The sequence below is a fragment of the Pseudoalteromonas rubra genome (genome assembly GCF_005887095.1).
GTDB classification, from domain to species: domain Bacteria; phylum Pseudomonadota; class Gammaproteobacteria; order Enterobacterales; family Alteromonadaceae; genus Pseudoalteromonas; species Pseudoalteromonas rubra_E.
The window spans coordinates 84,200-111,190 of sequence record NZ_PNCI01000018.1; the positions used below are offsets into that span (position 1 = coordinate 84,200).

General features: G+C 49.6%; 29 protein-coding genes and 1 tRNA gene. 6 read left to right on the forward strand and 24 right to left on the reverse strand.

The annotated features are described in order from the left end of the window. Positions 1-18: 18 nt before the first annotated feature. Positions 19-1,032, reverse strand: a complete 1,014-nt coding sequence (gene serB / locus CWB99_RS08965) for a phosphoserine phosphatase SerB (RefSeq protein WP_138551102.1) — start codon at positions 1,030-1,032, stop codon at positions 19-21. A gap of 121 nt (positions 1,033-1,153) precedes the next feature. Here serB and CWB99_RS08970 point away from each other — a divergent pair, with 121 nt between their 5' ends. Together CWB99_RS08970 and CWB99_RS08975 are read left to right on the forward strand one after the other, a co-directional pair. Continuing rightward, positions 1,154-1,774: an AhpA/YtjB family protein gene (locus CWB99_RS08970; RefSeq protein ID WP_138551101.1), complete on the forward strand. Its 621-nt coding sequence runs from the start codon at positions 1,154-1,156 to the stop codon at positions 1,772-1,774. A 189-nt stretch (positions 1,775-1,963) separates the two neighbouring features. Then, positions 1,964-2,155, forward strand: coding sequence for a hypothetical protein (locus CWB99_RS08975; protein ID WP_010384061.1), 192 nt, complete (start codon positions 1,964-1,966; stop codon positions 2,153-2,155). Positions 2,156-2,244: 89 nt separating this feature from the next. Here the strand turns inward: CWB99_RS08975 and CWB99_RS08980 are convergent, their stop codons facing one another. The 4 genes from CWB99_RS08980 to prfC form a co-directional block, all read right to left on the reverse strand. Further along, on the reverse strand, positions 2,245-3,009 hold the full coding sequence (locus CWB99_RS08980; protein WP_138551100.1) for a TatD family hydrolase: 765 nt from the start codon (positions 3,007-3,009) through the stop codon (positions 2,245-2,247). 11 nt (positions 3,010-3,020) lie between these two features. Next, positions 3,021-3,659, reverse strand: a complete 639-nt coding sequence (gene pdxH / locus CWB99_RS08985; protein ID WP_138551099.1) for a pyridoxamine 5'-phosphate oxidase — start codon at positions 3,657-3,659, stop codon at positions 3,021-3,023. A gap of 95 nt (positions 3,660-3,754) precedes the next feature. After that, on the reverse strand, positions 3,755-5,497 hold the full coding sequence (gene argS, locus CWB99_RS08990; RefSeq protein ID WP_138551098.1) for an arginine--tRNA ligase: 1,743 nt from the start codon (positions 5,495-5,497) through the stop codon (positions 3,755-3,757). A gap of 188 nt (positions 5,498-5,685) precedes the next feature. Continuing rightward, positions 5,686-7,275 (reverse strand): peptide chain release factor 3, encoded by a 1,590-nt coding sequence (prfC, locus tag CWB99_RS08995; RefSeq protein WP_138551097.1) that lies wholly within the window; start codon positions 7,273-7,275, stop codon positions 5,686-5,688. Between the two features lie 283 nt (positions 7,276-7,558). Between prfC and CWB99_RS09000 the strand changes: the two genes are divergently transcribed. Together CWB99_RS09000 and CWB99_RS09005 are read left to right on the forward strand one after the other, a co-directional pair. Further along, the gene (locus CWB99_RS09000; RefSeq protein ID WP_138551096.1) at positions 7,559-8,299 is read left to right on the forward strand and encodes a thioesterase II family protein; all 741 of its coding nucleotides are present in this window, start codon (positions 7,559-7,561) and stop codon (positions 8,297-8,299) included. A gap of 66 nt (positions 8,300-8,365) precedes the next feature. Next, entirely contained in the window at positions 8,366-9,325 is a 960-nt protein-coding gene (locus tag CWB99_RS09005) for a zinc transporter ZntB (RefSeq protein WP_138551095.1), read from the forward strand. Between the two features lie 37 nt (positions 9,326-9,362). Here the strand turns inward: CWB99_RS09005 and CWB99_RS09010 are convergent. Next, positions 9,363-9,437: transfer RNA gene (locus tag CWB99_RS09010), tRNA-Arg, on the reverse strand. 221 nt (positions 9,438-9,658) lie between these two features. On the opposite strand from CWB99_RS09010, the gene CWB99_RS09015 reads away from it, so the two are divergent. After that, on the forward strand, positions 9,659-9,841 hold the full coding sequence (locus CWB99_RS09015; protein WP_054015953.1) for a helix-turn-helix domain-containing protein: 183 nt from the start codon (positions 9,659-9,661) through the stop codon (positions 9,839-9,841). Between the two features lie 96 nt (positions 9,842-9,937). Here CWB99_RS09015 and CWB99_RS09020 read toward each other — a convergent pair whose 3' ends face one another. The 16 genes from CWB99_RS09020 to trmJ form a co-directional block, all read right to left on the reverse strand. Further along, positions 9,938-10,726: a choline kinase family protein gene (locus CWB99_RS09020; RefSeq protein WP_171045298.1), complete on the reverse strand. Its 789-nt coding sequence runs from the start codon at positions 10,724-10,726 to the stop codon at positions 9,938-9,940. Continuing rightward, the gene (pnuC, locus tag CWB99_RS09025) at positions 10,713-11,333 is read right to left on the reverse strand and encodes a nicotinamide riboside transporter PnuC (RefSeq protein WP_138551148.1); all 621 of its coding nucleotides are present in this window, start codon (positions 11,331-11,333) and stop codon (positions 10,713-10,715) included. Before pnuC ends, CWB99_RS09020 begins: the two co-directional genes overlap by 14 nt. Then, the gene (locus tag CWB99_RS09030) at positions 11,333-11,587 is read right to left on the reverse strand and encodes a hypothetical protein (protein ID WP_138551093.1); all 255 of its coding nucleotides are present in this window, start codon (positions 11,585-11,587) and stop codon (positions 11,333-11,335) included. Before CWB99_RS09030 ends, pnuC begins: the two co-directional genes overlap by 1 nt. Positions 11,588-11,740: 153 nt before the next feature. Further along, on the reverse strand, positions 11,741-12,154 hold the full coding sequence (locus CWB99_RS09035; RefSeq protein WP_138551092.1) for a nuclear transport factor 2 family protein: 414 nt from the start codon (positions 12,152-12,154) through the stop codon (positions 11,741-11,743). A gap of 85 nt (positions 12,155-12,239) precedes the next feature. Continuing rightward, positions 12,240-13,616, reverse strand: coding sequence for a Gfo/Idh/MocA family protein (locus CWB99_RS09040; protein ID WP_138551091.1), 1,377 nt, complete (start codon positions 13,614-13,616; stop codon positions 12,240-12,242). A gap of 180 nt (positions 13,617-13,796) precedes the next feature. Beyond that, complete coding sequence (locus CWB99_RS09045) at positions 13,797-14,870, reverse strand: phosphotransferase enzyme family protein (protein ID WP_138551090.1); 1,074 nt, start codon at positions 14,868-14,870, stop codon at positions 13,797-13,799. 43 nt (positions 14,871-14,913) lie between these two features. Beyond that, on the reverse strand, positions 14,914-15,798 hold the full coding sequence (locus CWB99_RS09050) for a nucleotidyltransferase family protein (protein WP_138551089.1): 885 nt from the start codon (positions 15,796-15,798) through the stop codon (positions 14,914-14,916). 239 nt (positions 15,799-16,037) lie between these two features. Next, entirely contained in the window at positions 16,038-17,474 is a 1,437-nt protein-coding gene (locus tag CWB99_RS09055) for an NAD-dependent succinate-semialdehyde dehydrogenase (protein WP_138551088.1), read from the reverse strand. A gap of 60 nt (positions 17,475-17,534) precedes the next feature. Continuing rightward, positions 17,535-17,873: an ISC system 2Fe-2S type ferredoxin gene (gene fdx, locus CWB99_RS09060; RefSeq protein ID WP_010384025.1), complete on the reverse strand. Its 339-nt coding sequence runs from the start codon at positions 17,871-17,873 to the stop codon at positions 17,535-17,537. A gap of 1 nt (position 17,874) precedes the next feature. Continuing rightward, positions 17,875-19,737 carry a Fe-S protein assembly chaperone HscA gene (gene hscA, locus CWB99_RS09065; RefSeq protein ID WP_138551087.1) on the reverse strand — a complete coding sequence of 621 codons (1,863 nt, stop codon included), beginning with the start codon at positions 19,735-19,737 and terminating at the stop codon, positions 17,875-17,877. Positions 19,738-19,797: 60 nt separating this feature from the next. Next, complete coding sequence (gene hscB, locus CWB99_RS09070) at positions 19,798-20,322, reverse strand: co-chaperone HscB (protein ID WP_138551086.1); 525 nt, start codon at positions 20,320-20,322, stop codon at positions 19,798-19,800. A 63-nt stretch (positions 20,323-20,385) separates the two neighbouring features. After that, complete coding sequence (gene iscA / locus CWB99_RS09075) at positions 20,386-20,709, reverse strand: iron-sulfur cluster assembly protein IscA (RefSeq protein ID WP_046003656.1); 324 nt, start codon at positions 20,707-20,709, stop codon at positions 20,386-20,388. A 9-nt stretch (positions 20,710-20,718) separates the two neighbouring features. Next, complete coding sequence (gene iscU / locus CWB99_RS09080; protein WP_138544720.1) at positions 20,719-21,102, reverse strand: Fe-S cluster assembly scaffold IscU; 384 nt, start codon at positions 21,100-21,102, stop codon at positions 20,719-20,721. 53 nt (positions 21,103-21,155) lie between these two features. Further along, entirely contained in the window at positions 21,156-22,370 is a 1,215-nt protein-coding gene (locus CWB99_RS09085) for an IscS subfamily cysteine desulfurase (protein ID WP_138551085.1), read from the reverse strand. Positions 22,371-22,393: 23 nt separating this feature from the next. Next, complete coding sequence (iscR, locus tag CWB99_RS09090) at positions 22,394-22,885, reverse strand: Fe-S cluster assembly transcriptional regulator IscR (protein ID WP_010384014.1); 492 nt, start codon at positions 22,883-22,885, stop codon at positions 22,394-22,396. A 267-nt stretch (positions 22,886-23,152) separates the two neighbouring features. After that, a complete protein-coding gene (gene trmJ / locus CWB99_RS09095) occupies positions 23,153-23,875 on the reverse strand; it encodes a tRNA (cytosine(32)/uridine(32)-2'-O)-methyltransferase TrmJ (RefSeq protein WP_138544718.1) in 723 nt (240 codons plus the stop codon). Between the two features lie 282 nt (positions 23,876-24,157). Here trmJ and suhB point away from each other — a divergent pair, with 282 nt between their 5' ends. Continuing rightward, positions 24,158-24,961 carry an inositol-1-monophosphatase gene (suhB, locus tag CWB99_RS09100; protein ID WP_138551084.1) on the forward strand — a complete coding sequence of 268 codons (804 nt, stop codon included), beginning with the start codon at positions 24,158-24,160 and terminating at the stop codon, positions 24,959-24,961. Between the two features lie 64 nt (positions 24,962-25,025). On the opposite strand, the gene CWB99_RS09105 is transcribed toward suhB, so the two are convergent. Together CWB99_RS09105 and CWB99_RS09110 are read right to left on the reverse strand one after the other, a co-directional pair. After that, the gene (locus CWB99_RS09105; RefSeq protein ID WP_138544716.1) at positions 25,026-26,201 is read right to left on the reverse strand and encodes a mandelate racemase/muconate lactonizing enzyme family protein; all 1,176 of its coding nucleotides are present in this window, start codon (positions 26,199-26,201) and stop codon (positions 25,026-25,028) included. Positions 26,202-26,209: 8 nt separating this feature from the next. After that, positions 26,210-26,977 carry a class II aldolase/adducin family protein gene (locus tag CWB99_RS09110; RefSeq protein WP_138551083.1) on the reverse strand — a complete coding sequence of 256 codons (768 nt, stop codon included), beginning with the start codon at positions 26,975-26,977 and terminating at the stop codon, positions 26,210-26,212. Between the last annotated feature and the right edge of the window lie 14 nt (positions 26,978-26,991).

A 26,991-nucleotide genomic window follows, 5' to 3' on the forward strand; every position in this document is an offset into this window, starting at 1 on the left:
GCTTTTATTAGCTCACAACTAAACCGGGACACTCAGCAAATAAAGCAGCTGAGTCAAAGACCCTTGGGTAATGGCGGCATCCGCCTGCTCGACCACCTTAGGTTTGCCATGCACAGCCACGCCTAAGCCAGCAGCGGCCATCATGATTAAATCGTTGGCACCATCGCCCATGGCCACGGTTTGATTGGCCGAAATATCAAACTGTTCAGCCAGAGATTTAAGCACCTCGGCTTTTTTGCTGCCATCAACGACCTCGCCCAGTACTTTACCAGTCAGCTTATCGTCGGCAATTTCCAGTGTGTTAGCAAAAACAGCATCCAGCTGCAACGGCGCTTTGAGCGCCTCGGCAAACCAGGTAAAGCCACCGGAGGCAATCGCCAGATGCCAATGATGTGCTTTGAGCACCGCACACAGCTGGGCAACGCCCTCCATCAGCGGCAGGTTGTCTTTGAGTTGCTGAATAAGCGGTAATTCGACTCCGGACAGCTTGGCAACACGCTGATGCAGACTGTCGTTAAACGCCAGCTGCCCGGCCATCGCCTGTGCAGTGACGGCAGCAACCTCATCATACACCCCAGCCAGTCTGGCAATTTCATCAATGCACTCAATTTTGATTGCCGTGGAGTCCATATCCATCACCAGTAAACCGGGCTTGCGCAAGCTCGGCGGCTGGCTGATGGCGGCACCTTGCAGGCCACACTGTGCCGCTAATGTGCGAATGGCCGTGCGCACATCGCGTGTCGACTGGGTATATAAAACCAGTCCGGGTACCATGTCAGCTGTGGGTTGATACAGCGCTAACCTGGTGACTTCAATATCGGCACGCTGGCACAGGCCTAAAATCTCCAGGACAGTCTCCTCGCTGAGCTCATCACCAAAGAAGCACAAGTACTGACCACCTTCTGACAATGGACAAGCGCCAGGCTTAAGGTGATCTTCGTTTTCAATCTGGTACCACTTTGCTAAGGTAAGAAGCTGCTGAGCAGGCTCAGCGATGGCACGCAACTGGATTGACGCGAGTGACTTTGACATGGATACTCCTGATTGGGGTCATATCCGGTTCTTCTGAACCGATGTATTAGTACTTGTTTGGTAACGGTATGCGCCCTTTGTAACATCTTAACCATGGCATGTCAGCAGGCAATCAAGATCTATGAAAAATACACAAGCCCTTGAATATCTCTCCTCGTCACGCAACCGCCGTTTACTGCGTCTGCTGGTCGCGGCAATGTGCTTTTTAACCGTTACCTGGCTGGCCTTTAATACCAGCTTTCGCTCTCATCAGCTGTTACACACTAATGCTGATCACACAGGTCGTAGCCTGACTAAACAACTGGCGCTGAATGCTGCTTTGCCGCTCAGCCGCATGGATACGCCACAGCTCAGGGCTTTGTGTAACCACCTCGCCAGTGACGAATTTGTACTGTCAGTCAGGCTCTACAATCAACAAGGCCAATTTATTATCGGCAACGATGGCCAGGATGCACCACCAGAAATAACCGACTTGCCCCGCCATTTAGCCGGGCTGACTCAGTCTAAGCAGCCGATTGTTGAGCCCATTTATGATACGGAGCAACAACCCATAGGTTTTGTCAGCGTCGAGTATTTAACCGAATCTGCCATGGCAGAAAGTCACCGCCATTTCCACGAACTCGGTCGCGTGGTGCTGCTGATGCTGGCTATTGCCTGTATTTTTACCTGGCAGATTGGCCGGGCCTTAAAGCGCTGGGAAGTGAAACGTCAGATCCGCAATAGCGTTGCTGATGAACAGTAGCATTGCCAGTAACCCTAAAAACCGGCATGGGCTATAAACTATTAAAAAGAAACAAAAAGTTAAAACTATTGACGTCAGGTAGAAATTAAAATAATGTTTTAACTGCGAGTTACCATAATGGGTAATTAGCATACCGCGCTGAGCAATTAAATTCGGCGTTGGTACAATTTCAAGTTTAAGGAAAATAAAATGAAATTACAGATCAAAAAGAAAAATATGAAGACGCTGTCTAATCTACGTAATTTAGATGCTCAGGCCACGCCAAATGTAGCAGGCGGAACGATTCAAACTCGTCCTGTTTCTTGCCAATACTGGTGCGGTAACAGACAGTCTGACTTTAACTGTAATACTGAGCCAGGCAGACACTGTGTAACAGACTAAGACAACACATAAAGTCTCACAAGAGGGGTGAGCCCCTCTTTGCAGCAATTATACCTATCATCCCAGTGCTAACGTATTCATCCAGGGCGTTATCTGCTTAATATTTCCTGCGACGTCTTGTAAATTACCTCTGCAATGTTTTGAGGGGGTTCTTTGCGAATGGCACACAAATGCTCAAACACCTCCACCACCCGTTTAGGTACATTCGGCTGTCCCTGATAACCTGCAAGCGGCATAGAAGGCGCATCGGTTTCCAACACGAGTGAGTCTAACGGCACTTGAGCCAGCGTAGTGCGGGTTTTTGCTGCCCGCGGATAGCTGATGGTGCCCCCCACGCCAAGTTTAAACCCCAGTTTGAGATACGTGTTGGCATCTTGCAGTGAGCCGGAAAAGGCATGAATAACGCCGCCGTTTTGGGGGGGCAGTTGCTTAAAAGCCGCTGCCAGCAGATGATGGCTTTTGCGGTGATGGACAATCAGCGGCAACTTAAGCGCATTGGCCAGCGCAATATGCTCAATAAACAATTGCTGCTGTGCGGCGATGTCCTCCACCATGGCATCAATTCCACACTCACCTATGGCCACCAGCTCTGGGCTATGCTGGTGTGCAAGTGCGGCCAGTTGCGCCATATCACCCGCTTTATGCTGCGCCATAAAATACGGATGCAGCCCAAAAGCGATTTTGATGCCAGGGTACTGCTGCGCAAAAGCAGGCAAAGTACGACACTGCGCCAGGGTCACGCCCGGCACCACACAGCGCTCAACGCCCAGCGCCTGCGCATCAGCCAGATGCTGTTGCAACTGGTCTGTGAGCTCATCAAAATCCAGGTGGCAGTGGGTATCAATAAAGCGCATAAGGCACGGCACTATGGATTCAGACGCTCAACCTGCCACTGTCCGCTGACGTCTTTACGGTACATAAAACGGTCGTGCAGACGGTGCTCTCCCCCTTGCCAGAACTCAACCTGGTGCGGCTTAACACAGTAACCGCCCCAGAAATCCGGCAGCGGAATATCGCCTTTGGCAAACTTGGCTTTCATGCTGTTAAAGGTTTGCATCAGGGCCTGACGCGAAGACACCGGACGCGACTGTTGTGATGCCCAGGCAGCCAGCTGGCTTTCCTTGGGACGAGACAGAAAGTACTTCGCCACTGCGGTGGTTGGCAGCGGCTCGGCCTCACCGTACACAATGACCTGACGCTCCAGATTGTGCCAGGGAAAGTGCAATGAGATTTTGTTATTGCCTTTGAGCTCCTGAGCCTTACGCGACCCGGTGTTGGTGAAAAACACAAAGCCGTTATCGTCCACCTGCTTGAGCAACACAATACGCTGCGACGGCTGACCGTGTTCATCTACCGTGGCCACAACCATGGCAGTCGGATCGCTGAGGTTGGCATCCACCGCTTGTTGCAGCCAGCGTTCAAACTGCACTATCGGGTTGTCATCCAGCTTCTCGCGGGAGAGGCCGTCTTTGGTATATTCGCGACGAATATCATCAAGTTTCATGGTGGTCATTCCTTATATAACACAAAAGGCCGCAACGTTGCGGCCTTAGTCTAGCATGTAATGGACTGGGTGAGCTGCATGATATCACCCGGAGCTTACATCTGCTCCATCACCTCGATGCCCAGCAGCTCCAGACCTGTGTGCAGTGTTCTGGCAACCAGATTACACAGCAACAGTCGGCTTTCGCGTACCTCAGCAGCCACATCGTCTTTGAGGATTGGACAGGCTTCGTAGAAAGTCATGTACAGACTTGCCAGCTCGTACAGATAACCACACAATACGTGCGGTGTTGCTTCGCCGATCATCAAGTCTAACACTTCTTCCAGTTGCAAAAGCTTGAGCGCCAGCGCCTTTTCCTGTGGCTCAACAATGCTGATGCTGCCACCGAGTGCGGCACTGTCTACACCAGCTTTGCGGAAGATACTGCGCACTCGGGTATAAGCATACTGCAAATAAGGGGCCGTAGCGCCTTCAAAGCTCAGCATGGTATCCCAATTGAAGATGTAATCACTGGTACGGTGCTTCGATAAGTCCGCGTATTTTACCGCACCGATGCCCACTTTACGGGCGATTTCAGCACGGGCTTCTTCACTCAGCTCAGACGCGCGGTCAGCCAGTTTTTCGCTGGCACGGCTGACGGCTTCATCAAGTAGCTCAGCCAGCTTCACCGTGCCGCCGGTACGGGTCTTGAATGGCTTACCATCGCTGCCCATCATAGTACCGAACGGACAGAACTCATAGCTGGTTTCGTCGCGCAGCAAACCGGCCTTACGGGCAGTCAGCTCAACCTGATTAAAGTGCAGGCTCTGACGCGCATCAACAAAGATCAGGATACGCTCGGCACCCAGCTCATTAGAGCGATAGTCACAGGCCGCCAGATCGGTTGTGGCATACAGGAAACCACCGCCAGATTTTTGCACGATAAACACCGACGGCTCACCATCTTTGTTTGCCAGCTCATCCAGGAACACCACCTGCGCGCCCTGATCTTCAACCGCAATGTTTTTCTCTTTTAGCAGCTCGATAATACCGGCCAGGCGATCGTTGTAGGCACTTTCGGCCATGATGTCGTCGCGAGTCAGCGTTACATTGAGCTTTTTGTACACTTCTTCAGAGTGCTTCACTGAGGTGTCGATAAACAGCTGCCACAACTTCTGACAGTGCGCATCGCCGCCTTGCAGCTTAACCACGTAATCACGTGCTTTGTCTGAGAAACCTTCTTCGTCGTCAAAACGCTTCTTAGCGTCACGGTAGAAAGTTTCTAAATCGGCCAGGGCCACATTTTCCAGGTCAATGCCTTGTGCCAGCATGTCTTCCAGATGGGCGATCAGCATACCGAACTGAGTACCCCAGTCACCCACGTGGTTCTGACGTGTGACTTTGTCACCACGGAACTCAAGAGCGCGCACCACCGCATCACCAATGATGGTTGAGCGCAGGTGACCTACGTGCATTTCTTTGGCCAGGTTTGGCGATGAGAAGTCCACCACCACGTTTTTTGCCTGAGCGTGCTCAGCTACGCCCAGCTTGGCATCCTGATTAGCCGCTTCCAGGCTGGTTGCCAGGAACTCAGGCTTCAGGTGGATATTGATAAACCCCGGGCCGGCAATTTCAGTTTTTGCAGCCAGGTCGCTGACCTCCAGATTATCGATGATCTTCTGTGCCAGCTCACGCGGGTTGGTTTTCAGTGCTTTTGCGGCGCCCATTGCGCCGTTGATCTGATAGTCACCAAACTGTGCGCGGGTGCTTTGCGTGACCGCCGGGTTAGTGCCTTCAGGGATCCCTGCCGCGGCCATCGCAGACAGAGCTTTTTCAATCAGAATACTTTTAATGTTCATTGTGTTTCCTTTGGGTCAGTGCCTGCGTGTGCACTGAGCAAACATCATCGGCGCCCTCAGGCGCCGGCATAAAACGCGGCTAGTTCAGTTAAGCGAACGGGCGGGCCGGACTCACCAGCTTAAGGTAAGCCCATGGCTCAAATCAACCCGCCCCCTTACTTTTGCGGGCATTTAACAGCCCACAGTGTTTAGTGTTCACGCGTCTGATGGAATTGTACGTCCGGATAACGCTCCATCGACAGATTCAGGTTAACGCGACTTGGCGCGATATAAGTCAGGTTATCGCCCCCATCCAGTGCCAGATTCTGCTCACACTTACGGCGGAACTCGGCCAGCTTCTTCTCATCATCACAGTTCACCCAGCGCGCCGTCTGCACGCTAATGCTTTCATAAATGGCATCCACGTTGTACTCAGACTTCAGACGAGCCACAACCACATCAAACTGCAGCACACCAACCGCGCCTACGATCAGGTCGTTGTTGATCAGCGGACGGAACACCTGCACCGCACCTTCTTCAGACAACTGTACCAGACCTTTCAGTAGCTGCTTTTGCTTGAGCGGATCTTTAAGACGAATACGACGGAACAGCTCAGGGGCAAAGTTCGGGATACCGCTGAACTTGAGCTTTTCACCCTGAGTGAAGGTATCACCAATCTGGATAGTACCATGGTTGTGCAAACCAATGATGTCACCGGCAAAAGCTTCCTGTGCACGCTCACGATCACCGGCCATAAAGGTCACGGCATCTGAAATGCTCACCTGCTTACCGAGGCGTACATGGTTCATTTTCATGCCCTGCGTGTATTTACCCGACACGATACGCATAAAGGCGATACGGTCGCGGTGTTTCGGGTCCATGTTGGCCTGAATTTTAAATACAAAACCGGTGAACTTCTCGTCGTCGGCGCTCACTTCACGCTCGTCCGTCTGACGCGGCAGCGGTGATGGTGCCCACTCTGTCAGGCCATCAAGCATATGGTCTACACCAAAGTTACCCAATGCAGTACCGAAATATACCGGTGTGAGTTCGCCGCTCAGGAATAACTCTTTGTCGAATTCATGTGAGGCACCAATGACCAGTTCCAGCTCTTCACGCAGCTGCTCTGCCAGGCTTTCGCCGATGGCGGCATCTAAGTCTGCGTTGTCGAGCCCCTTAATGGTGCGGACGTCCTGAATGGTGTGGCCCTGACCAGTTTGATACAAAATGGTCTCGTCGCGATGAATGTGGTAAACGCCTTTAAATTCTTTACCACAGCCAATCGGCCAGGTAATGGGCGCGCACATGATGTTCAGTTCGGTCTCAACTTCATCCAGCAGCTCCATCGGGTCGCGGATATCACGGTCCAATTTGTTCATGAAGGTCACGATAGGCGTATCACGCAGACGAGTGACTTCCATCAGCTTACGAGTTCGATCCTCAACACCTTTAGCGGCGTCAATTACCATCAGGCACGAGTCCACAGCGGTCAGGGTACGATAGGTATCTTCCGAGAAGTCTTCGTGTCCCGGCGTATCCAGCAGGTTTACCAGGCTGTCGTTGTACGGGAATTGCATCACCGATGTGGTGACCGAGATACCCCGTTCTTTTTCCATGTCCATCCAGTCTGACTTTGCATGCTGGTTGGAACCACGACCTTTAACCGTACCGGCTTGTTGCAGGGCCTTACCGAACAACAATACTTTTTCTGTGATGGTGGTCTTACCCGCATCCGGGTGCGAGATGATAGCGAAAGTACGTCGCTTATTTATTTCATTGAGGAAAGTCTGATCTGCCATTAGTCAATTCTTTTGGTTATACGCGGATCCATACATGCTGCGCAAAGTGTGCGCACGACACTTTGCAGGGTCATCCGGCGGGTTCATTTTTAATCGTGCACTATTTTCGCCGATCTTGGCACTTTTAACAATCAATGAAGGCAAGTTCAATCAGGATTTCGCGCAACACTAGGCCAATTCGATTCTGTACGTCCCTAATGATGTGAATATTTTTTGAATAAAATGACGTAACTTAATATCGTCTGGTAGGATAGTTCCCAATTTCAGAAAAAGACATAACGATATGAACAACAAGCTTTTTGTAATACCTAAACCGAATCCCAATGCAAAACTCAGACTCTTCTGTTTTCCCTATGCCGGGGGCTCTCCAGCGATCTATATGCCCTGGAGTAATGAACTGCACCCCGATGTAGAGCTGGTATTGCTACAGTTCCCCGGCCGAGGTGCTCGCATGGGAGAAGCGGCCCATGTTGACATGCAGCGTAAAGTCGACGAACTACTTGCACATCAGCCGTTTCTGACCGAGAAACCTTATGTTCTGATGGGGCACAGCCTGGGCAGTCGGGTTATTTTTGAAACCACTAAACATCTGGCCAAACGAAATGCGCCTCTGCCACGTCACCTCATCGCTTCAGGCAGCCGCGCCCCTCATACGTCCTCAGATAAAGAGCGGATCCACAACCTGCCTCACGACGCCTTTGTAGCTGAGTTATATAAGCTCAACGGGACCCCTAAGGAGCTGCTGGAACACAAAGAACTGATGGAGTTGCTGCTGCCCTTACTCAGAGCCGACTTTCAGATTGCCGAGTGCTATCAGGGCGAAGCAATTGCCCTGCCTTGCCCAATCACCGTATTCCATGGGTATGATGATAGTGATATCAGCTCTGAACAACTGCATGGCTGGCAAGACCTTAGTGACCACACTATTGATATTCACTACTTCCATGGCGATCACTTTTTTATTAATCAGTGTCGCGATGAGGTGATCCGAGCGGTTAATCAGGTGCTCAGTAAAATACTGTAGTGGCGCTTGCCAAAACACCTCTGCTAACCAATGATAAACATACCTGTTTACCTGTAGGGATTGAATATGGAAGGCTTACTTCATGCGCTTAGCCTCAATGGTCAGGGTGGCGCGGTGCCTGTCACTGACCTGGCACAGGCACTCCAAGACGAACAGCCAATGTGGTTGCATTTCGACTATACCTGTGAGGCCGTACAACACTTTCTCAGCCAGCTAGATTGCTTACAGGAGTGGGAATGGCAGGCACTACTTGCCGAAGAAACCCGCCCTCGCGTGACCCGGGCCAGTCAGGGCTTATTACTTTTTTTACGGGGCGTTAATCTAAACCCGAGGCAAAATCCCGAAGACATGGTTTCAGTCCGCTGTTTTGTCAGTAAAAACCTGTTGATCACCTGTCGTAAGCGAGTGTTGATCTCTATCGAAGATTTACGTGATGCCCTACTAGATGGTGCAGGTGCGCACACAATTAGCGACCTGACTTGTGCTTTGATTGATCGTCTGACACACCGTATGCAAGACACACTATGGCAGGTTGAAGAACAGCTGGACGAATTTGAAGAGCAACTGGATAAAGAAGAGTCTCAGCCTGACTACCATCAAATTACCCTGCTGCGACGCCAGGTGATCTCATTAAAGCGTTATATTAAACCGCAGCGCCAGGCAATCTATGACCTGATCGATACCAAGGTAAGCTGGCTCAGCCTTGAACAGCGGCGGTTATTGGGTGAAGCCAACAATACCCTGAGCCGCTACATTGAAGAACTCGAAGCCAGTATAGAACGCGCGCAGGTACTACAACAAAGTATCGCCAACCAGCTCAATGAACAACTGAACCAGCGCATGTATATCATGTCTGTCGTCGCCGCTTTGTTTTTGCCATTGGGCTTTTTAACGGGTTTGTTAGGCGTAAATATTGGTGGCATCCCCGGCACAGAGAACCCCTGGTCATTCACTGTCTTTGTGATTTCACTGGTGGTATTGACGGTCGCGGTTGCGGTACTTTTTAAACGTAGAAAGTGGATTTAAGCGTTTGATATGAAATTAGAAAGTGAGAAGCTTAAAATGGCGCTCTCGCTAGGGATCGAACCTAGAACTTGGCCTCCGGAGGGCCACGTGATATCCATTTCACCACGAGAGCAGCATCTTAGTGGTGCCAATAATAATCATATCGAGCAGCAAATACCAGTCATTGTTGTCTATATGCTTAATTTATGGTCTAAAACTGGAAAAAAGACTTCACATAGAGCGAAATTCGCGATATTTAACTATGCTTAGAACAATAACAATAATGACGACCTGTTAATACAAGGGAAATTGGTCTTCCTGTATTAACATGACATCATCTGAGAGGACCGTATTATGACTCCAATGACCACTGAACAAGTTGCTGAATTTTTAGATGTTAAAGTGGAGCGCGTCAGACGACTGGCACGCGAAAACCTTCTGGTTGCCAAACAACAGGACGACCAGGGCGAACCGATTTTTGATAAAGAAGACGTAGAAAAGTATAAAGAACTGGCACAGCGGTTGGGAGGTATTTAGCCCCACGAAAGGCTCCCCCTCTTTTTTCCACTTGCTTCGTTATCAGCCTGTTCTATTGCCCGAATGGTTTCGGGCTGACATGACTGAGCGAAGCAACTAATCCCGCCAGGCTATTTGTTGTACCAATAAAGGGCTTATATACTGTTCTAGTCCACGCTGCTGATACCAGCCGATACTCAGTAACAGATAAACCTGAACATAGCACTTGAGCTTGTCTTGGGCATAAGCAGGCATAGCGATGTCCGCCAGTGTATAATACTGATTCAGCATGGCATTACCCTGGTGTACGGTCAGTGAAAATGACGCACACAGAGCTGCTAAATCAAAATACCGGTCATTGTACTGCGCGTATTCAAAATCGATAAACACTGGCCCCTGCGCCGTCGCCAATATATTATCCCTGACCAAGTCATTGTGGCAAAAACAGATATCTGCCTCAAACTGAGCCAACTGCGAGCACAGTTGCGCAGCATATGCAGACTGCGCCAACACCTGCCCCGCCTCAGTCAGGACGGCATTCAAACTCAGAAGCCCGATCTCAGGTAATACAAACTGATGTAATGTGTGAAGCCTCGTTAATAGCGCCTCACTGAGACTGATAGCCTCATCACTCTGCGTAACAAATTCAAACAAAGCCAGCCGGGTATGGGCATCATAGACGACCGGAGATTGCGCCACGCCAATCTTTGCCAGCTGACGTTGCGCATCCAATGCCATTGTGGGCAGCGCATTTGAATAACGCTTAAGCAGATAGCTTTGCTGCCCTACCTCCAGGTAGTAATTCTTATTACTTAACCCTTTATCGAGTGGTCGTAAAGTACGGATTGAAGCATCCTCAAAGACCAGCCTGAGTAAGCCTTTGAGTTGGGCATCACAAAACGGCAAGCGGCTTACCCTCTTTGTTTTGATGGACCTCGTACCAGCGTACATAGCCCCAACAGACCATCACGGTATAGAAGCCGAACAGCACCAGCGTGGGATAATAGCCCTTGAGGTAGTACAGATACATGGACGCGGCATCGATCACCACCCAGTACAACCAGTTCTCCAGTACCTTGCGGGCAACAAGATAAGTTGTAACCACAGCAAAGCAAGTCGTCAGGCTATCCAGATAGGCCAGTTCAGCATGAGTATAATTGTCCATGACATACCCTATCGCCAATGCCACAACTAAAGTGATCAGGATAATTGCGGCATGTCGCAATAAGGACCAGGACACTATGGGCAATGATTTATCCTGCCTGCCACTGCGCCACATCCACCAACCAACCACCGCCATAAACATGTAGTAAAAGTTAAGCAATGATTCCATCAGCAAGGCACCGTTCCAGTACATCACGGTATAAATAAATGTACTAACAAATGCCGCTGGCCAGCACCAGGAGTTTTCCCGAATTGCCAGTAACAAGTATGCCGCGGATAAAATAACTGCCAGGTATTCCCACATCGACATAGCGGTAAACCCGGCCAGAGTTTCAGTAAGCCACTGCATCATGATTGAGGTGACAGATCGCCACTGATAAATTTACAGACAAACACTATTTTACCGAACTGTTCAAATGAGTGCTTCATTTGCTTAGACAATACTGCCATCAGTACATCATAGTCGCCAAACACTTGGGTAGACATGGTATTTGTTACTACTTTGAGTTCCGGGTGCTGATTCAGCCGCTCAATAAAATCTTTGATAAAAGGAATATAGTCCGAGTGTAGTGGATATTTGCTGATCTCAACAGAGAGTTGCATAGCAGAGTCCTCGCCAGAGTAATAAAGGAGTTAGTTGCTTAGATTGTTTAAATTACTACCACCGTCTGTCAATGTAAGAGGCCGGTAGTTGATCCAATCCTGCTGATAGGAAATCTTATTGTCCGAGTTAAAATGCAACACGGTTGTAAATCGTCAGGGCCCCAGTTCCCGCCCTTCATACATAAAGCGGACGTAGGTCCCACGAATAACAGCACGTCTTTGCTGCTCGTTGACGATCACCTCGTCCAGCGTAAAGGTTTGTTCACCATCCAGAATTTCTACATTTCCCGCTGACCAGTTAAAAAACTCAGCCAGCGCCTGCTTATCTTTGACAGCAAACCCATAGATCATATCTTCAAGCTGCACATCATCGGCATAATAAGACAGAAAGTGTTCAAAGTCCTGACGCGCCTGATAGGTGGCGATATAGTTATTTATTTGCTGTTGAAGCTCACTGGGATGGTGCGTTTGCTGGGCGCCGTTTGAGGTCATACTACAGCCCATAGCCAGCATAGTGATCGATAAGATCAGACACAAAAAGACATGAGTTTTAAATGATCCGCGCAAACCTACCTCCGAGTGTGAGCATCTATCAGGTATCAACCCCGAAATAATACCACACCCGGATTGGATGATCTGTGTTGGCAAGCAACTATGTGCCAACAATCCCCAATGGTTTTGCACTTTCCCAGGCACCCCGGGTAAAGTCTGGGATGGTCACTGACTCACTGCGATTTGCAACTGACTGGGCCGACAAGGGCGAAATCACTGACCATGCGGCGCCATCATAGACATCCTGATCCAGTGGCTCGCCATTGCGTAAACAATAAATCATCCGCCAGAACATCAAAAAGTCCATGCCACCATGACCGCCATTGCGCTCGGCTTCTGCCCCCATCTTCAGCCATAAGGGGTGATCATATTTGGCATACCAGGCACTCATATCCTCATCCCACTCATGGAAAGACTTGGTGCCCCCCTGCTCCAGCGCAATGCGATTCGGGAACCCGGCAAACACGCCATTGGTGCCCTGGATCAGGTTATGTCGGGAGTAAGGGCGCGGCGTCGTCGTATCGTGCTGGATCATGATAGAACGCCCTTTAACCGTTTTTACCAAAGTCGTATTCATATCACCAGCCACATATTGCCATTGATTGCGCTGATGGCCCGGTTCAAATTCACGCGCAGCATAAGCAGCCCGGCCCAGTGCCGGTGAGCTCATTGAGGTTAAATAATCAAACCGGTCGCCCCGATTGATATTCATATACTGAGAAACCGGCCCCAGACCGTGGGTAGGATAGAGATTGCCGTTGCGTTTAGTGTGCCACTCAGTGCGCCAGGAGCCGGTTTTATGCTCCAGCTCTTTCATCTGCCAGCGCAGCTCATGAATATAAGCCGCTTCACCATGTAACAGTTCACCAAACAGGCCCTGCCGCACCATATTCAGTACCATCAACTCATCACGGCCATAGTTGACGTTTTCCATCATCATACAGTTTTTCTGAGTACGCTCTGCGGTATCAACCAGTTGCCACATTTCTTCGACCGTCAGGGCCAGTGGCACCTCGACAAAGGCATGCTTACCACTTTCCATGGTATCCACAGCCATAGGGGCGTGCCAGCGCCATGGAGTTGAAATGATAACGATATCAATATCATCCCGGGCAAGCATTTCCCGATACGCTAATTCAGACCCCTGATACAACGCAGGCGCTTTCACCCCGCGCTCAGCGAGGTAGTTTGCTGAGCGCTGTAACACTTCATCATGGGTATCACACAAGGCAACAATCTCAGCCCCGTCAATGTGGCTCATGCGTTTAACATGACCATAGCCCCGCTGGCCTACCCCAATAAAACCGACACGAACCACATCCATTTTTGGTGCTATCAGCCCAATGACTGATTTACCCTGGCGCTTAGGCACAGTTTGCAACGGATCAGCTTTGCTCTGCACACACCCTGAGACCACGCCTGCGGCCGCCGCAACTCCGGCAGCTTTAAGGAAATCCCGGCGATTTAAATTTGTCATTATTATTATCCTCGAAGATACTTCCCCTGAACGCTAACGGATTGTACACAGAGTTGCAAAAGCGTTGCGACAAATAGATATTTAATCGGTACAAAGCGATGTTCGAGATGCCTGTATCGGCGCTGTAGGTATTTCAGGCATAAAAAAAGCGCCTGACGACGCTTTTTTACCGGTTAAAACTCAGGCGGCATCAATAATATGACCCAACTGAACCTGTTTCGCGACGATATCCTGATACAAGGCAAACTGGTTTCTCGCACGTTGTAAGTTATGCTCAGAATGCTTTGTGGCGAAATAATTATCTCCATCCAGATAGTCGGTAAGAAAGCGTAAACCAATCATAAGCGGCATGACTTTCGCACCAAGAATAAAACTGTGCTTTTCTGTGTCAGTCAGGCTTGCTGACAGAGGTCCTTTATAACCTTTCACCAGCGCAGCAAAAATCTCTTCTCGCACCCTAACATTTGCCAGGTTAGTCGAATCCTCAGCTTCCGGAGAGCAGAAGGTTCTGACCATATCACCAAAATCATAGAGCCAATAACCCGGCATACAGGTATCGAGATCAATGACGGCTCGTGCTTTGTTTGATTCTGAACAGAACAGCATATTGTTGATCTTGGTGTCGTTATGACACGCTCTCAATGGTAATTGCGCTTCCACATTGGCCACCTCTTGTGCAAGTGAAAATTGCGCGCGACAGAACGCAATTTCTTCCTGACACATGGCTGCACGTCCCTGCGGATCGCGACTGAGAACGTCTTCAAACATCTCAATGCGCATTGCCAGATTGTGAAAATCGGGGATCACATGATGGAGCTGGGTTGCATCAAAATCATCCAATGCAGATGCAAACTGACCAAAAGCATTCGCTGCAACTGCCGCTTTCTGTTCACTGTCGACGACATCTTCACTGTAACTGCCACCAATAAACTCTAACGCCCGCCAGACTTCGCCCTCAATATCCACCAGGTAGTCGCCACTGACTGTAGATACATGACGAATGATAGCTAACTCGTAGCCTCCATCTTTGGCCTTATTTTCCAGATGCTGCTCGATTTTTCTCGCATTTTTGACTAATTGCTCGGGCTCTGGAAAAACAACTGTATTGAGTTTTTGCACAACCAAAGCGCGCTGCTTATTTTTTAGCAACATCGTTGTATTGATATGTCCATTGCCAATAGGACGAAGAGAAACAGAGTCTCCATGCAGACCAAATTGCTGCGACAAGACTTCTGCAATTGCGCGATTTTTCATTATAACCTCATTGCCACTCTCAATACTGTGACAGGTGATAGGCTCATCCGTGACGTAGTTCATATAATAATCCTGAGACTCTCTTTAATTCTTCTTTGTAAGTGATACCAAACCAGCGATCACAGGCACGATGCACACGCACTCTGAGCAGGCCCTGCTGCATACAGCTTTGGATACAGTCAGGCAAATAATACTCGCTTTTGACATCGCTGTCATAATTTTCTATAAACCGACAAAACTCGACTTCAAGCTGGGTTAATAACCTCTGCGTTACGCCCCAACAAGTCATCGATGCCAGCGCAGTTGTCGGTAAAATAACCCGTCCGCCCTCGGGAGAGTTACCCGACAGACCTTCAGCCCCCCGCTGAATATCCAGATATTCAACGACTTCTGTTAACCAGCCATTGTGAGTTTGGCATATTCCTCGATTTACGCCACCTTGATGTGACAAGGTTTGCTCTAATGGGTAGCCGACAATGGCCATGTCACTTTGCTCTGGCTCTGCAAAGTGACAAACCAGTTGCTTAAAAGCACCAGGACCGTAATAGTCATCTGCCGTTATCACAATGGCAGTGCCTGGGATATGAGGTTTTGCACACAGCAGTGCATGGCCGGTTCCCCAGGGCTTCTGACGTAATTGTGCTTTGCCGTTAAAGCGCGGTGGCACATCCATGATGGCTTGTTCAACAAGCTCAACCTGCAGTTCGCACGAGAGCCGCGGTAAAATTTCCTGCTCTATCAGAGGCCTAACCTGTTGGTTAATGACTAGCACGACGTGACGGATCCCGGCTGCATGTGCATCCTGAATACTCAGTTCCATAATGGTGCAGTTAAAGTCTGGCAATACCGCAACTTGCTTATTACCGCCAAACCGCTTACCCAGGCCCGCAGCCAGGATCACCAGAGTCGGTTCCTTCCCAGTGTACATAGACAATTTCCAGCCAATCAAAATTTAAACGGCTAGTGTACATAGCTTCGCCACAAAATAAAAGTCGTTGTAAAAAGTGAGATAACAGGTACATGTTAAAAACGCTGAATAACACCCGCGCATTGACATATAAACAACTGATAAAGTTGAATAAAATAGATTTTCAATGCGAATAAAATCCAGCATCTATTCGCACCGCACTCTCAAAAATGAACAGAAAGTTCCACATAGCGGAACAATTAGTTATGAAACTTTTGGCACAGGTATTTAGTTTCAAGAAATTCCTGAAGCCCTTCTCTGGCTCCTTCGCGCCCCAGACCAGATTGCTTCATCCCACCAAACGGTGCAACCGGATTCGAAATAGCCCCCTCATTAATGCCAACCATGCCATATTCAAGCGCCATCGACATCCGATGGATCTGAGACACATCATGAGAATAGAAATAAGCAGCAAGTCCTTCATTGACCGCATTGGCCTGACGGATAACGGTCTGTTCGTCACTGAATGCAATGATGCTGACAACCGGCGCAAAAATCTCCTGATGGTAAATGTCCATCTTTTCGGTCACATCAAGCAAAATGGTCGGTGCCATAAAGTTGCCGGCTCCGTCCACTCCCTTATAAATCCGTTGAGCCCCTTTGCTAAGCGCATCCTCAATCAACTTCTGCGCCTTGTCTTTAGCCCTTTGGTTAATCAGAGGCCCGATATCGGAATTCGCCTCTAACCCGTCGCCGACCACCAGTTTGGCAACCGCCTCAATGAGTGCATTGGTAAACGCCTCTTGTATATCCTGATGGACAAAAACCCGATTGGCGGCCACACAGGTTTGCCCGCCATTTCGAAACTTAGCCACCATCAAGCCTGCCACCGCCTCACTGATATCAGCACTGGAAAAAACAATGAAGGGCGCATTGCCGCCCAACTCCATTGAGGTCCGTTTTACCGTGTCGGCACTGTGTGCCAGTAGTTTTTTACCCACTAATGTGGAGCCGGTGAAAGTCAGCTTACGCACCACAGGGTTTGCCAGTAAGGGGGCTACCAGCGCCTCAGCATCATCGGTTACCAGAACCTGAAAAGCGGCATCTTCAAACCCAGCTTCTAACGCTAATTTGGCCAAAGCAATGGCGCTCAAAGGCGTTTCTTCTGACGGCTTAAGAATAAAGGGGCAACCCGCAGCATAAGCCGGTGCCACTTTGCGCGTGATCATAGCCAATGGAAAGTTCCAGGGCGTGATCCCCAGCACCACACCAACGGGCTGCTTTATCGTTGTCAGCTGGTGCGAGGGACTGTGCGATGGGATCACTTCGCCATAAGCACGTCTAGCCTCCTCGGAAAACCATTGAACAAAACCAGCTGCGTATTTGACTTCAGCCTGCGCTTCACGAAGCGGCTTGCCCTGCTCTTTGGTCATTAGCTCAGCAAGCGCCGCTTCATTGTCCAGAATAAGCTGATGCCAACGCGCCAACACCTCAGCCCGCTGCTGGGCAGGGCGCTGTTTAAGGGTATCAAAACAAGCTTGTGCAGCACTCAGTGCGTGCTCTGCCGCCTCGTGATCGGCAATGGAAACAGTCGCGATGGGCACATCGTTGGCCGGGTTATGTACCGTTAACTGCCGCTGTGATTGCCAGGGACTGCCATTCACCAAGGAGTGGCTTTGTTCGGTGATAAGTGTCATAGCAAACGCTCCTTCCATAACTGAACAGGGCCGCTAAATGCGGCCCTGTCGTGACAAAGATTAATGCTCTTCGTTGACGATATTGAGGTTGTATTTGGGGATTTCCACAACCAGGTCTTCGTCGGCAATCACCGCCTGACAACCCAGCCGGGATTCAGCTTCCAGCCCCCACGCTTTGTCCAGCATATCGTCTTCCAGTTCGTCGCTTTCTTCAAGCGAGTCAAACCCTTCACGGATCACCACGTGACAGGTCGTACAGGCACAGGATTTTTCACAGGCATGGGGAATGCTGATACCATTTTTCAGCGCCACATCCAGTACAGTTTTGCCTGACTCAGCTTCAATGGCTGCGCCTTCCGGGCAAAGTTCTTCATGGGGTAAAAAGATAATCTGTGGCATATTACACCTCGTCTACCGACTGACCTTGCAGTGCGTGTTTAATTGATACATCCATACGGCGTGATGCAAACTCACTGCTTGCCTCATCCACCTGTTCGATTGCCGCTTTGATCGCTTGTGGATCCGTGGCCGTTAATCGTGCGTTATCAAGCCCGGCCATCGCATCGCGCAATGCCGTCAACTCTTGCTCATTAAGCAGCGCGCTGTCGGTCGCCAGTGAGGCTTCCAGTGCTTCCAGTACACGCAGCGCTTCAACCTGCTGCTCTTTAAGCATACGTGCCTGCATATCTTCTTTGGCATTACTCATTGAGTCTTTGAGCATCTGTGCAACCTGGTCATCGCTCAGACCAAACGACGGCTTAACCTGGATCTCAGCCTGTACCTCAGTGGATTTCTCCATTGCAGACACACTCAGCAAACCGTCCGCGTCCACCTTAAAGGTTACGCGAATATGTGCCGCTCCTGCCGCCATTGGCGGAATGCCTTTAAGGCTGAACTTAGCCAAAGAGCGACAGTCATCAACCAGCTCACGCTCGCCCTGCAACACATGCAGCGACATGGCCGTCTGACCATCTTTAAAGGTGGTAAATTCCTGCGCACGGGCAACCGGAATGGTGGTATTGCGGGGGATGATCTTCTCAACCAGCCCGCCCATGGTTTCCAGGCCTAAAGACAATGGCAAAACGTCCAGCAACAGCATATCCGAATCAGGCTTGTTGCCGATCAGAATATCTGCCTGAATTGCGGCGCCCAGTGCAACAACCCGATCCGGGTCAATCGACGTCAATGGGGGCTTAGCAAAGAAAGTTTCGACGGCGCTGCGGATCACAGGCATGCGGGTTGAACCACCCACCATCACCACTTCCAGCACTTCTTCTTTTTCAACGCCCGCATCTTTGAGCGCGCGGCGACAAGAACGCAATGTCTTCTTAACCAGTTCCTCTGCCAGGTCAGCAAACTGTGCTTGGGTCATGGTCACGGTGAATTCCTGCTCGCGCACAGGCAACTTCACGTTCACTGTTTCATAGCTGGTCAGCGCTTCTTTACACGCCTTAGCTTTGTTGATGAACAGGCGCAGCTCTTTGGCAGTCAGGTCGGTTAATCCGGTTTGCTGTTTAAAAGTATTCACCAATAGCGCATCAAAGTCGTCACCGCCCAGGCTTGAGTCGCCGCCGGTGGCCAGCACTTCAAATACGCCTTTATTCAGCCGCAGGATAGAAATATCAAAGGTACCACCGCCTAAGTCATAAACGGCAATCACGCCTTCCTGACCTGAATCCAGACCATAAGCGACTGCCGCAGCGGTTGGTTCATTCAACAGGCGCAATACTTTAAGACCGGCAATTTCAGCAGCATCTTTGGTGCTCTGACGCTGTGCATCATCAAAGTAGGCAGGCACAGTGATGACCGCACCCATCACATCCTCACCACCAAAGCTTTCAACTGCGCGCTGATGGAGTGATTTGAGTATTTCAGCCGATGCCTGAACTGGACTGACAGGACCGGCACAAGTCTGAACCGCCAGACTGCCTTGATGCTCAACAAAGGTGTAAGGCAGCTGACCATAGCTGCTGGCAATTTCTTCGGCCGTTTTACCCAAAAAGCGCTTTACTGAGATCAGGGTATTTTCCGGATCCAATGCGGCTTCTTGCTGCGCCGATTTACCAACGCTTACCTGTTCGCCATGATAACGAACCACAGAAGGCAACATCGCATCGCCATTGATATCCGTCAGGGTTTTGGTCTCACCACTTTGCACTGTGGCAACCAACGAATTGGTGGTGCCCAGGTCAATCCCGATGGCCAGTTTATGTTCATGAGGTGCCGCGCTCTGCCCCGGCTCAGCAATTTGCAATAATGCCATAATGCTCTTTCACTTTGGTGAAGCTGGTTGTCGCTGCATGTTGCAGCCACACCGTATCAATCAGTCGAACAGGCTGTCTTCAATTCTAGACAATTCGTCTTTCAACTTATAAACAAACTTGAGTTTGCGAATATGATCCGCCGCACGATTTAATTCAGTCTCGTCGTCACTCGCTAAAAGCTCACCCAGGCCAGCGCTATATTGCTGCTCCAGCTGTTTGGCTTGCGCTTCAAATGACTCGATTTCCGCTTCCGGATCGCCACTATGCTGAATGTCCTCCAACGCTTCACGCAGCTCCATTTGCTGCATCAAAAAGGCCGGATCCTGCAGGGTTTGTTGCTCAGCGCGAATATCCACACCACGCTCGCTCAGCATGTACTCAGCACGCTTTACCGGGTGCTTCAGCACTGCCAGCGCATCGTTGATCTCTGCGGTCTTTTGTACCGCCAATAGTTTTTCACGCTCGCCAAGGTGGGCAAACTTGTCCGGATGAACCGCGCGTTGCAGGTCAAGATAACGCTGATTTAAAACGCTCAGGTCAACTTGATAGCTGACAGGTAAATCGAATAATTCAAAATATCGCATACGCATCCAATACAGCAAAGCCCTACCAAGGCAGGGCTTTCTATTTTTTAATCACAAGAGAGATTAAACGGTGAAACTTTCGCCGCAGCCACACTCGTCCTTTTGATTCGGGTTATTAAACTTAAACCCTTCATTCAGACCTTCTTTGGTGTAGTCTAGCTCAGTACCGTCGATATACACTAGGCTCTTGGCATCGACGATGAGCTTGACGCCCTTTTCTTCAAACACCTCATCGCCTTCGTCCAGCTCATCGACAAACTCAAGTACATAGGCAAGACCTGAACAGCCGGTCGTTTTAATGCCGACTCTCAGTCCAATGCCTTTACCGCGGTTGGCCAAAAAAGTCTGTACTCGGCCTGCCGCCGACTCTGTCAGTGTCACTGCCATAGTTATCTCTTACTTCGCCTGTTTACTCTTGTAGTCTGCAATTGCAGCCTGGATCGCGTCTTCTGCCAGAATTGAACAGTGGATTTTCACTGGTGGCAACTCTAGTTCAGCGCTGATGTCGGTATTCTTGATTTCACCCGCTTCGTCAAGCGTCTTACCTTTCACCCATTCGGTGACCAGTGACGATGACGCAATGGCGCTACCACAACCATACGTTTTAAATTTCGCGTCTTCGATGATACCCTGATCCGATACTTTGATCTGTAGCTTCATCACATCGCCACAGGCCGGTGCGCCAACCATACCCGTTGCCACATTCGGATCGTTCTTGTCTAATGAACCAACGTTACGTGGGTTTTCCACGTGGTCAATTACTTTATTACTGTACGCCATAATTCTTTCCTCACTACCTGCCTATAGTATTAACTTGCTATACACGGATTTGCTTAATGGTGTGCCCATTCAACTGCATCTAAGTCCACGCCATCTTTGAACATTTCCCAAAGCGGTGACATCTCGCGCAGACGACCAATCGAGTCTTTGATGAGCTTAACGGTATAATCGATTTCTTCTTCAGTGGTAAAACGACCGATGCTGAAGCGGATTGAGCTGTGTGCCAACTCATCGTTGCGGCCCAGTGCGCGTAGTACGTAAGATGGCTCAAGGCTCGCAGAGGTACATGCAGAGCCAGATGATACGGCAATGTCTTTCACTGCCATCAGCAGCGACTCACCTTCAACAAAGTTGAAGCTCAGGTTAACAATGCCCGGTACTGACTGCTCAATCGCACCGTTGAAATACACTTCTTCCATATCCATCACGCCGTCCAGCAAACGCTTACGCAGCGTGCTGATGTGGGCATGATCTTTTTCGAAATCTTCTTTGGCAACACGGAAAGCAGCACCCATGCCCACGATTTGGTGGGTTGCCAGTGTACCTGAACGCATACCACGTTCATGGCCACCACCGTGCATTTGCGCTTCAAGACGTGCACGCGGCTTACGACGGACATACAATGCGCCAATGCCTTTAGGGCCATATACTTTGTGGCCAGAGAAAGACATAAAGTCTACTTTCAGCTGTTGCAGGTCGATCTGTACTTTACCGGCACTTTGCGCGGCATCGACGTGGAACATGATTTTGCGCTCACGACACATCTCACCGATGGTCGCGATATCCTGAATCACACCCAGCTCGTTGTTAACATGCATGACGCTGATTAGAATGGTGTCTTCGCGGATAGCAGCTTCTAGCTTTTTCAGATCCAGCAGGCCGTTTTCTTCCACTTCCATATAAGTGACGTCGAAACCCTGACGCTCCAGTTCACGACAGGTGTCCAGTACGGCTTTGTGCTCGGTCTTAACCGTGATCACGTGCTTGCCCTTCTTCTGATAGAAGTTAGCAGCACCTTTAATCGCCAGGTTGTTTGACTCCGTTGCGCCAGAGGTGAAGACAATTTCGCGCGGATCGGCGTTGATTAAATCAGCGATATCGTTACGCGCCTGGTCAATCAGCTCTTCTGCCTGCCACCCGAAACGGTGTGAACGTGAGGCTGGATTACCAAAATTACCATCCATTGTCAGGCACTGCATCATTTCGTCTGCAACACGCTGATCAACCGGAGTGGTCGCTGCATAATCTAAATATATCGGTAATTTCATTTCTTTCTCCGCTAGACGCCAGTTTACAGCTGGCAACTCACTTGAATATTCTCTAATTGCTTCATTGCACTGTTAACCCCATTGTCCTGACGTGTGGCAACAGACTGCACATCAGAATTGGCGACTAACTCGGCGAGGGAAATACTGTTTAAAAACTCTTCAATACGCATACTTAAGTCCGACCACAGTGTATGTGTCAGACAGCGCATGCCGCTCTGGCAGCCGCCACCTTCACCGTGACATCGGGTTGCATCTACGGATTCATCCACCGCAGCGATCACATCACCAACCGAGATAGTATGCGCGTCGCGGCCCAGCAAGTAGCCGCCACCCGGTCCGCGTACAGAGCTGACTAAGCCATGTTTGCGCAGGCGGGCAAATAATTGCTCCAGGTATGACAGGGAAATTTCCTGACGTTCGGAAATATCCGCAAGAGGCACGGGCCCAATATTTGCGTGTAGTGCGACGTCCAGCATCGCTGTCACTGCATATCTGCCTTTTGAAGTCAGTTTCATGCGTGCCCCCAGAAAAGTTATCAAGGCGCAAATTGTAATTACCTGACTAAGATAGTCAAGTATTAACCAACAACGAATCGCCCTGTACCATGCGGATAACACGTAGGTAGGTACTTACCTGACGTATTCAATCTGCGCTTATCGTAATACCTGACTAATTTCCTCAGGTATTACGGACATTGTAATTACCTGAGTAATTTAGTCAAGTATTTGCGCAAGAGATTATTGCAGCGCTTTGGCATATCTCATACCAAAACGCTAACTCTTTTATTTTATTGATTTATTTATTGAGCTTAAAATCCCACGCAGGATGTTTAATTCCTGATCTTCCGGACGCGCGCGGTTAAACAAGCGTTTTAGCTTGGTCATCACCATGCCTGGATGCTGTTTAATGATAAAGCCTGTGTCGTTCAGGGTCGACTCGAGGTGCTCGTAGAACAGCTCCATTTGCTCAGATGTCGGGTACTGAACATCGTCCTGCTCAACAGGTTGCTCCTGACGGTCAAGGTAGGTCATGCGGGTTTCATAAGCCAGTGTCTGCACTGCCATGGCCAGATTCAAAGAGCTATACTCCGGATTAGCCGGGATGCAAACGTGGTAATTGCACAGCTGTAGTTCTTCATTAGTTAAGCCACTGTTTTCGCGACCAAATACCAAAGCAACTGGCGTTTTCTCTGCACCATCAACGAGTTTTTGTGCGCATTCACGCGGACCAACCATAGGCCACGACAGCGTACGAGAACGTGCACTGGTCCCTATGGTCAGGGCACAGTCTGCAATAGCGTCTTCGAGTTTCTCTACTTGAACCGCATTACCCAGTACATCTGTTGCTCCGGCCGCCAATGCGCTGGCATGACTATCTACCTCACACGCTGGATCGACCAGATAGAGTTTCGATAACCCCATGGTTTTCATCGCGCGTGCAACCGAGCCGATATTGCCTGAATGGGAGGTATTAACCAATACAATGCGAATGTCTTCTAATGCCATGTCTTATGCCTCAGGAAAAAATAATGGCGGAGTTTAGCACAAACGCGAATTCGCCAGATAGTAAAATCAGGGCCAACCGCAAGTCGGTAGCAGAAAGGCTGGTAAAGCGTAAAATCATTCAACAAGAGCGACTCAATAGAACTGCCTGAATTTGAGTCACTTACTCGTATTGATTAAAAAAAGCACACTCTTTTTAGTGCAGGGTTATTTACTTTGCAGGAAAAATCGCTAGAATACGCCGGCTCAAAAATTTTAGTTCTTTTACAATTCAAAGGTAATGCTATGCATCCAATGTTAAACATTGCGGTACGCGCTGCGCGTAACGCGGGTAAGGTGATTCTACGTGCTTGTGAAAACATGTCTCAGGTTGAGACCTCACAAAAAGGCGCAAACGATTTCGTTACAAACGTAGACAAAGACGCGGAACTGGTTATCCGTGACACAATTTTGAAAGCCTACCCGGAGCACGCAATTGTCGGTGAAGAGCTTGGCCATACCGATGGCAAGCAAGCCGATTACCTTTGGGTTATTGACCCGCTTGATGGCACAACTAACTTCATCAAGGGCATTCCTCACTTCGCTATTTCTATCGCGCTGAAAGTTAAAGGCCGCGTTGAACAGGCCGTTGTATACGATCCAATCCGCGATGAACTATTTACAGCCTCGCGCGGTCAGGGCGCACAGTTAAACAGCAAACGTATTCGCGTTACTAAGAGTAACGAACTAGCGGGTTCTGTATTGGCCACTGGCTTCCCATTCAAGCAAAAGCACCACCTGGACGCTTACACTGAGGCCTTTAAAGCGCTATTTATCCAGACCACGGATATCCGTCGTGCCGGTTCAGCGGCGCTGGATATGGCCTATGTTGCTGCTGGTCGTATCGATGGTTTCTATGAAATTGGTCTTAAGCCGTGGGACACAGCGGCAGGTGAACTACTGATCAAAGAAGCGGGCGGTATGCTGATGGATTTCGCTGGCGGTACCAACTACAACAACAGCGGTAATATCGTTTGTGGCGCACCTAAGCTGTGTCAGGCTATTGTAAAAGAAATTCGTCCAGTGCTGACTGAGTCACTACTTAAGTAAGCACATTGGTATAAAAAACCCAAACAACTGTTTGGGTTTTTTTATGTCTGACGCTAAATGTGAGTTACTTGATTTCAACTCGGGCTGAGCGCATTACCACTTCATCATTCAACTCAATGCCAATACCGGGTGCTTCAGAGACCTTGAACACGCCTTTTTCTGGCTGTGGATCCTGAAGACACAGTTCCCGGTTCCACTTTTTGATCGCATAAGTATGATGCTCATGGATCAGGAAATTAGGAATGGCCGTTTCAAGGTGCAAAGAAGCCGCTGTCGCAACCGGGCCACCACAGACATGCGCCTGAATACGGATATCGAAAATGTCGGCGTAATCACAGACTTTTTTCGTCTCAGTAAAACCACCACACAGACCAATATCCGGCTGCAGAACATCAATACTTTGATCTTCAAAATAAGGACGCACATCCCAGCGATTATACAAACGCTCACCGCCGGCGATGGGTACCGCTGTTTTGTTAGCCACTTTGGCGTGCAAAGAATGGTTGAGATAATTAACCGGCTCTTCGTAATACATACAGTCAAACTCTTCTGCAATCTCAGCAATTTGAATCGCAGAGGTCGCGCCCGGTAAACTGTGGCATTCAAAAATAATATCAACTTCATCGCCCACGGCTTCACGAATAGCCTGCATACGCGCCCGGTATAATTTCATCTCGGCGCGGGAGATCAGCTTGGTGCGGTCGTAGTAGGTATTACCGTCTTTGTCGTACATGATAGGGTCAACTTTAACCGCGTCATAGCCTTCAGCCAGCGCTTTGTGAGCTGCCTCAGCATATTCGTGTGGCTGCACCAGTGCCTTAAATTCATTGTCCCAGTCAAACTGAAGCTGCGATGCATAGGTACGCAGCTCGTCGTTCACTTTACCACCCAGCAGTTGATACACTGGCAGGTTTAAGGCTTTACCTTTAATGTCCCACAGTGCTGTATCAATGGCGCTCATTGCAGCATACACCACAGGTCCGCCACCGAGTCCCCAGAAACTCTCACGCAGCATGCGGGCCCACAGCATTTCAGTCTGGAACGGATCGTGACCGATTAAAAAGGCTTCCGCCATTTCTTTGATCATGGCAGCCGCTGCGCTGTGGCCCAGATCATAGGCCAGGCCCGCTTCGCCCACCCCGGAAATTCCCTCATCGGTATGAATACGAACAAATACCGGGGTCCAGGCAGGTCTGTCCGGACAGTGAATATCAAACACTTCGACGCGATTAACTTTCATTTTGACTCCTATTCGGCAAAGCCAGGATCCAGGCGGTATGCCTTTCTCAACATGGCAGGCCAGGCTAATTGGCCACCGGTGCTACCACTGTGCACCACCTTTGCCTGATTATAAATATTGTCCTGAATGGGCTGCGGCACTTCTTTTGCTGGGCGACCAGTTGCCAGAATGGCGACCTGGATCTCACAGGCACGTTGCAGATCATAAAAACGCATAAAAGCATCACCGACTGTGGGTCCCACAGTTAAACCACCATGATTTACCAGCAGCATATGATTGGTGGTGCCAAGGTCATTTTGTAATCGGGCTTTTTCTGCTTCGTTCACCGCCAGACCTTCGTATTCGTGATAAGACAGTGATGGCAATGAAAACATGCTGTGTTGGCTCAGCGGCAGCAGACCTCCTTCCAGGCTCGCAACTGCGATGGTTTCTTTGGTATGCAGATGGATCACACAATGGGCATCTTCACGTACTTCATGGATTGCACTGTGGATGGTAAAGCCGGCCGGATTTATTTCAAAGGGGGTGTCGTCCAGAATATTGCCTTGCAGGTCAACTTTCACCAGATTAGAGGCGGTGACCTCATCAAAACTCAGTCCGAAGGCATTAACCAGATAATGCTCAGTACCAGGCAGGCGTGCAGACATATGAGTGTAGATCAGATCGCCCCAGCGAAAGTGTTCCACCAAGCGGTAACACGCTGCCAGATCAACACGCAGTCGCCACTCTTGCTCACTGACTTTGTCTTTTACGTTGAGTTTCGGCAATTCAAACATGGCCCTTCCTTTTG

What these genes read in the sequence shown, in the direction of transcription:
- serB (WP_138551102.1), bottom strand. Translation starts at nt 1,032, where the DNA reads ATGTCAAAGTCACTCGCGTCAATCCAGTTGCGTGCCATCGCTGAGCCT.
- CWB99_RS08970 (WP_138551101.1), top strand. Translation starts at nt 1,154, where the DNA reads ATGAAAAATACACAAGCCCTTGAATATCTCTCCTCGTCACGCAACCGC.
- CWB99_RS08975 (WP_010384061.1), top strand. Translation starts at nt 1,964, where the DNA reads ATGAAATTACAGATCAAAAAGAAAAATATGAAGACGCTGTCTAATCTA.
- CWB99_RS08980 (WP_138551100.1), bottom strand. Translation starts at nt 3,009, where the DNA reads ATGCGCTTTATTGATACCCACTGCCACCTGGATTTTGATGAGCTCACA.
- pdxH (WP_138551099.1), bottom strand. Translation starts at nt 3,659, where the DNA reads ATGAAACTTGATGATATTCGTCGCGAATATACCAAAGACGGCCTCTCC.
- argS (WP_138551098.1), bottom strand. Translation starts at nt 5,497, where the DNA reads ATGAACATTAAAAGTATTCTGATTGAAAAAGCTCTGTCTGCGATGGCC.
- prfC (WP_138551097.1), bottom strand. Translation starts at nt 7,275, where the DNA reads ATGGCAGATCAGACTTTCCTCAATGAAATAAATAAGCGACGTACTTTC.
- CWB99_RS09000 (WP_138551096.1), top strand. Translation starts at nt 7,559, where the DNA reads ATGAACAACAAGCTTTTTGTAATACCTAAACCGAATCCCAATGCAAAA.
- CWB99_RS09005 (WP_138551095.1), top strand. Translation starts at nt 8,366, where the DNA reads ATGGAAGGCTTACTTCATGCGCTTAGCCTCAATGGTCAGGGTGGCGCG.
- CWB99_RS09015 (WP_054015953.1), top strand. Translation starts at nt 9,659, where the DNA reads ATGACTCCAATGACCACTGAACAAGTTGCTGAATTTTTAGATGTTAAA.
- pnuC (WP_138551148.1), bottom strand. Translation starts at nt 11,333, where the DNA reads ATGCAGTGGCTTACTGAAACTCTGGCCGGGTTTACCGCTATGTCGATG.
- CWB99_RS09030 (WP_138551093.1), bottom strand. Translation starts at nt 11,587, where the DNA reads ATGCAACTCTCTGTTGAGATCAGCAAATATCCACTACACTCGGACTAT.
- CWB99_RS09040 (WP_138551091.1), bottom strand. Translation starts at nt 13,616, where the DNA reads ATGACAAATTTAAATCGCCGGGATTTCCTTAAAGCTGCCGGAGTTGCG.
- CWB99_RS09045 (WP_138551090.1), bottom strand. Translation starts at nt 14,870, where the DNA reads ATGAAAAATCGCGCAATTGCAGAAGTCTTGTCGCAGCAATTTGGTCTG.
- CWB99_RS09050 (WP_138551089.1), bottom strand. Translation starts at nt 15,798, where the DNA reads ATGTACACTGGGAAGGAACCGACTCTGGTGATCCTGGCTGCGGGCCTG.
- CWB99_RS09055 (WP_138551088.1), bottom strand. Translation starts at nt 17,474, where the DNA reads ATGACACTTATCACCGAACAAAGCCACTCCTTGGTGAATGGCAGTCCC.
- fdx (WP_010384025.1), bottom strand. Translation starts at nt 17,873, where the DNA reads ATGCCACAGATTATCTTTTTACCCCATGAAGAACTTTGCCCGGAAGGC.
- hscA (WP_138551087.1), bottom strand. Translation starts at nt 19,737, where the DNA reads ATGGCATTATTGCAAATTGCTGAGCCGGGGCAGAGCGCGGCACCTCAT.
- hscB (WP_138551086.1), bottom strand. Translation starts at nt 20,322, where the DNA reads ATGCGATATTTTGAATTATTCGATTTACCTGTCAGCTATCAAGTTGAC.
- iscA (WP_046003656.1), bottom strand. Translation starts at nt 20,709, where the DNA reads ATGGCAGTGACACTGACAGAGTCGGCGGCAGGCCGAGTACAGACTTTT.
- iscU (WP_138544720.1), bottom strand. Translation starts at nt 21,102, where the DNA reads ATGGCGTACAGTAATAAAGTAATTGACCACGTGGAAAACCCACGTAAC.
- CWB99_RS09085 (WP_138551085.1), bottom strand. Translation starts at nt 22,370, where the DNA reads ATGAAATTACCGATATATTTAGATTATGCAGCGACCACTCCGGTTGAT.
- iscR (WP_010384014.1), bottom strand. Translation starts at nt 22,885, where the DNA reads ATGAAACTGACTTCAAAAGGCAGATATGCAGTGACAGCGATGCTGGAC.
- trmJ (WP_138544718.1), bottom strand. Translation starts at nt 23,875, where the DNA reads ATGGCATTAGAAGACATTCGCATTGTATTGGTTAATACCTCCCATTCA.
- suhB (WP_138551084.1), top strand. Translation starts at nt 24,158, where the DNA reads ATGCATCCAATGTTAAACATTGCGGTACGCGCTGCGCGTAACGCGGGT.
- CWB99_RS09105 (WP_138544716.1), bottom strand. Translation starts at nt 26,201, where the DNA reads ATGAAAGTTAATCGCGTCGAAGTGTTTGATATTCACTGTCCGGACAGA.
- CWB99_RS09110 (WP_138551083.1), bottom strand. Translation starts at nt 26,977, where the DNA reads ATGTTTGAATTGCCGAAACTCAACGTAAAAGACAAAGTCAGTGAGCAA.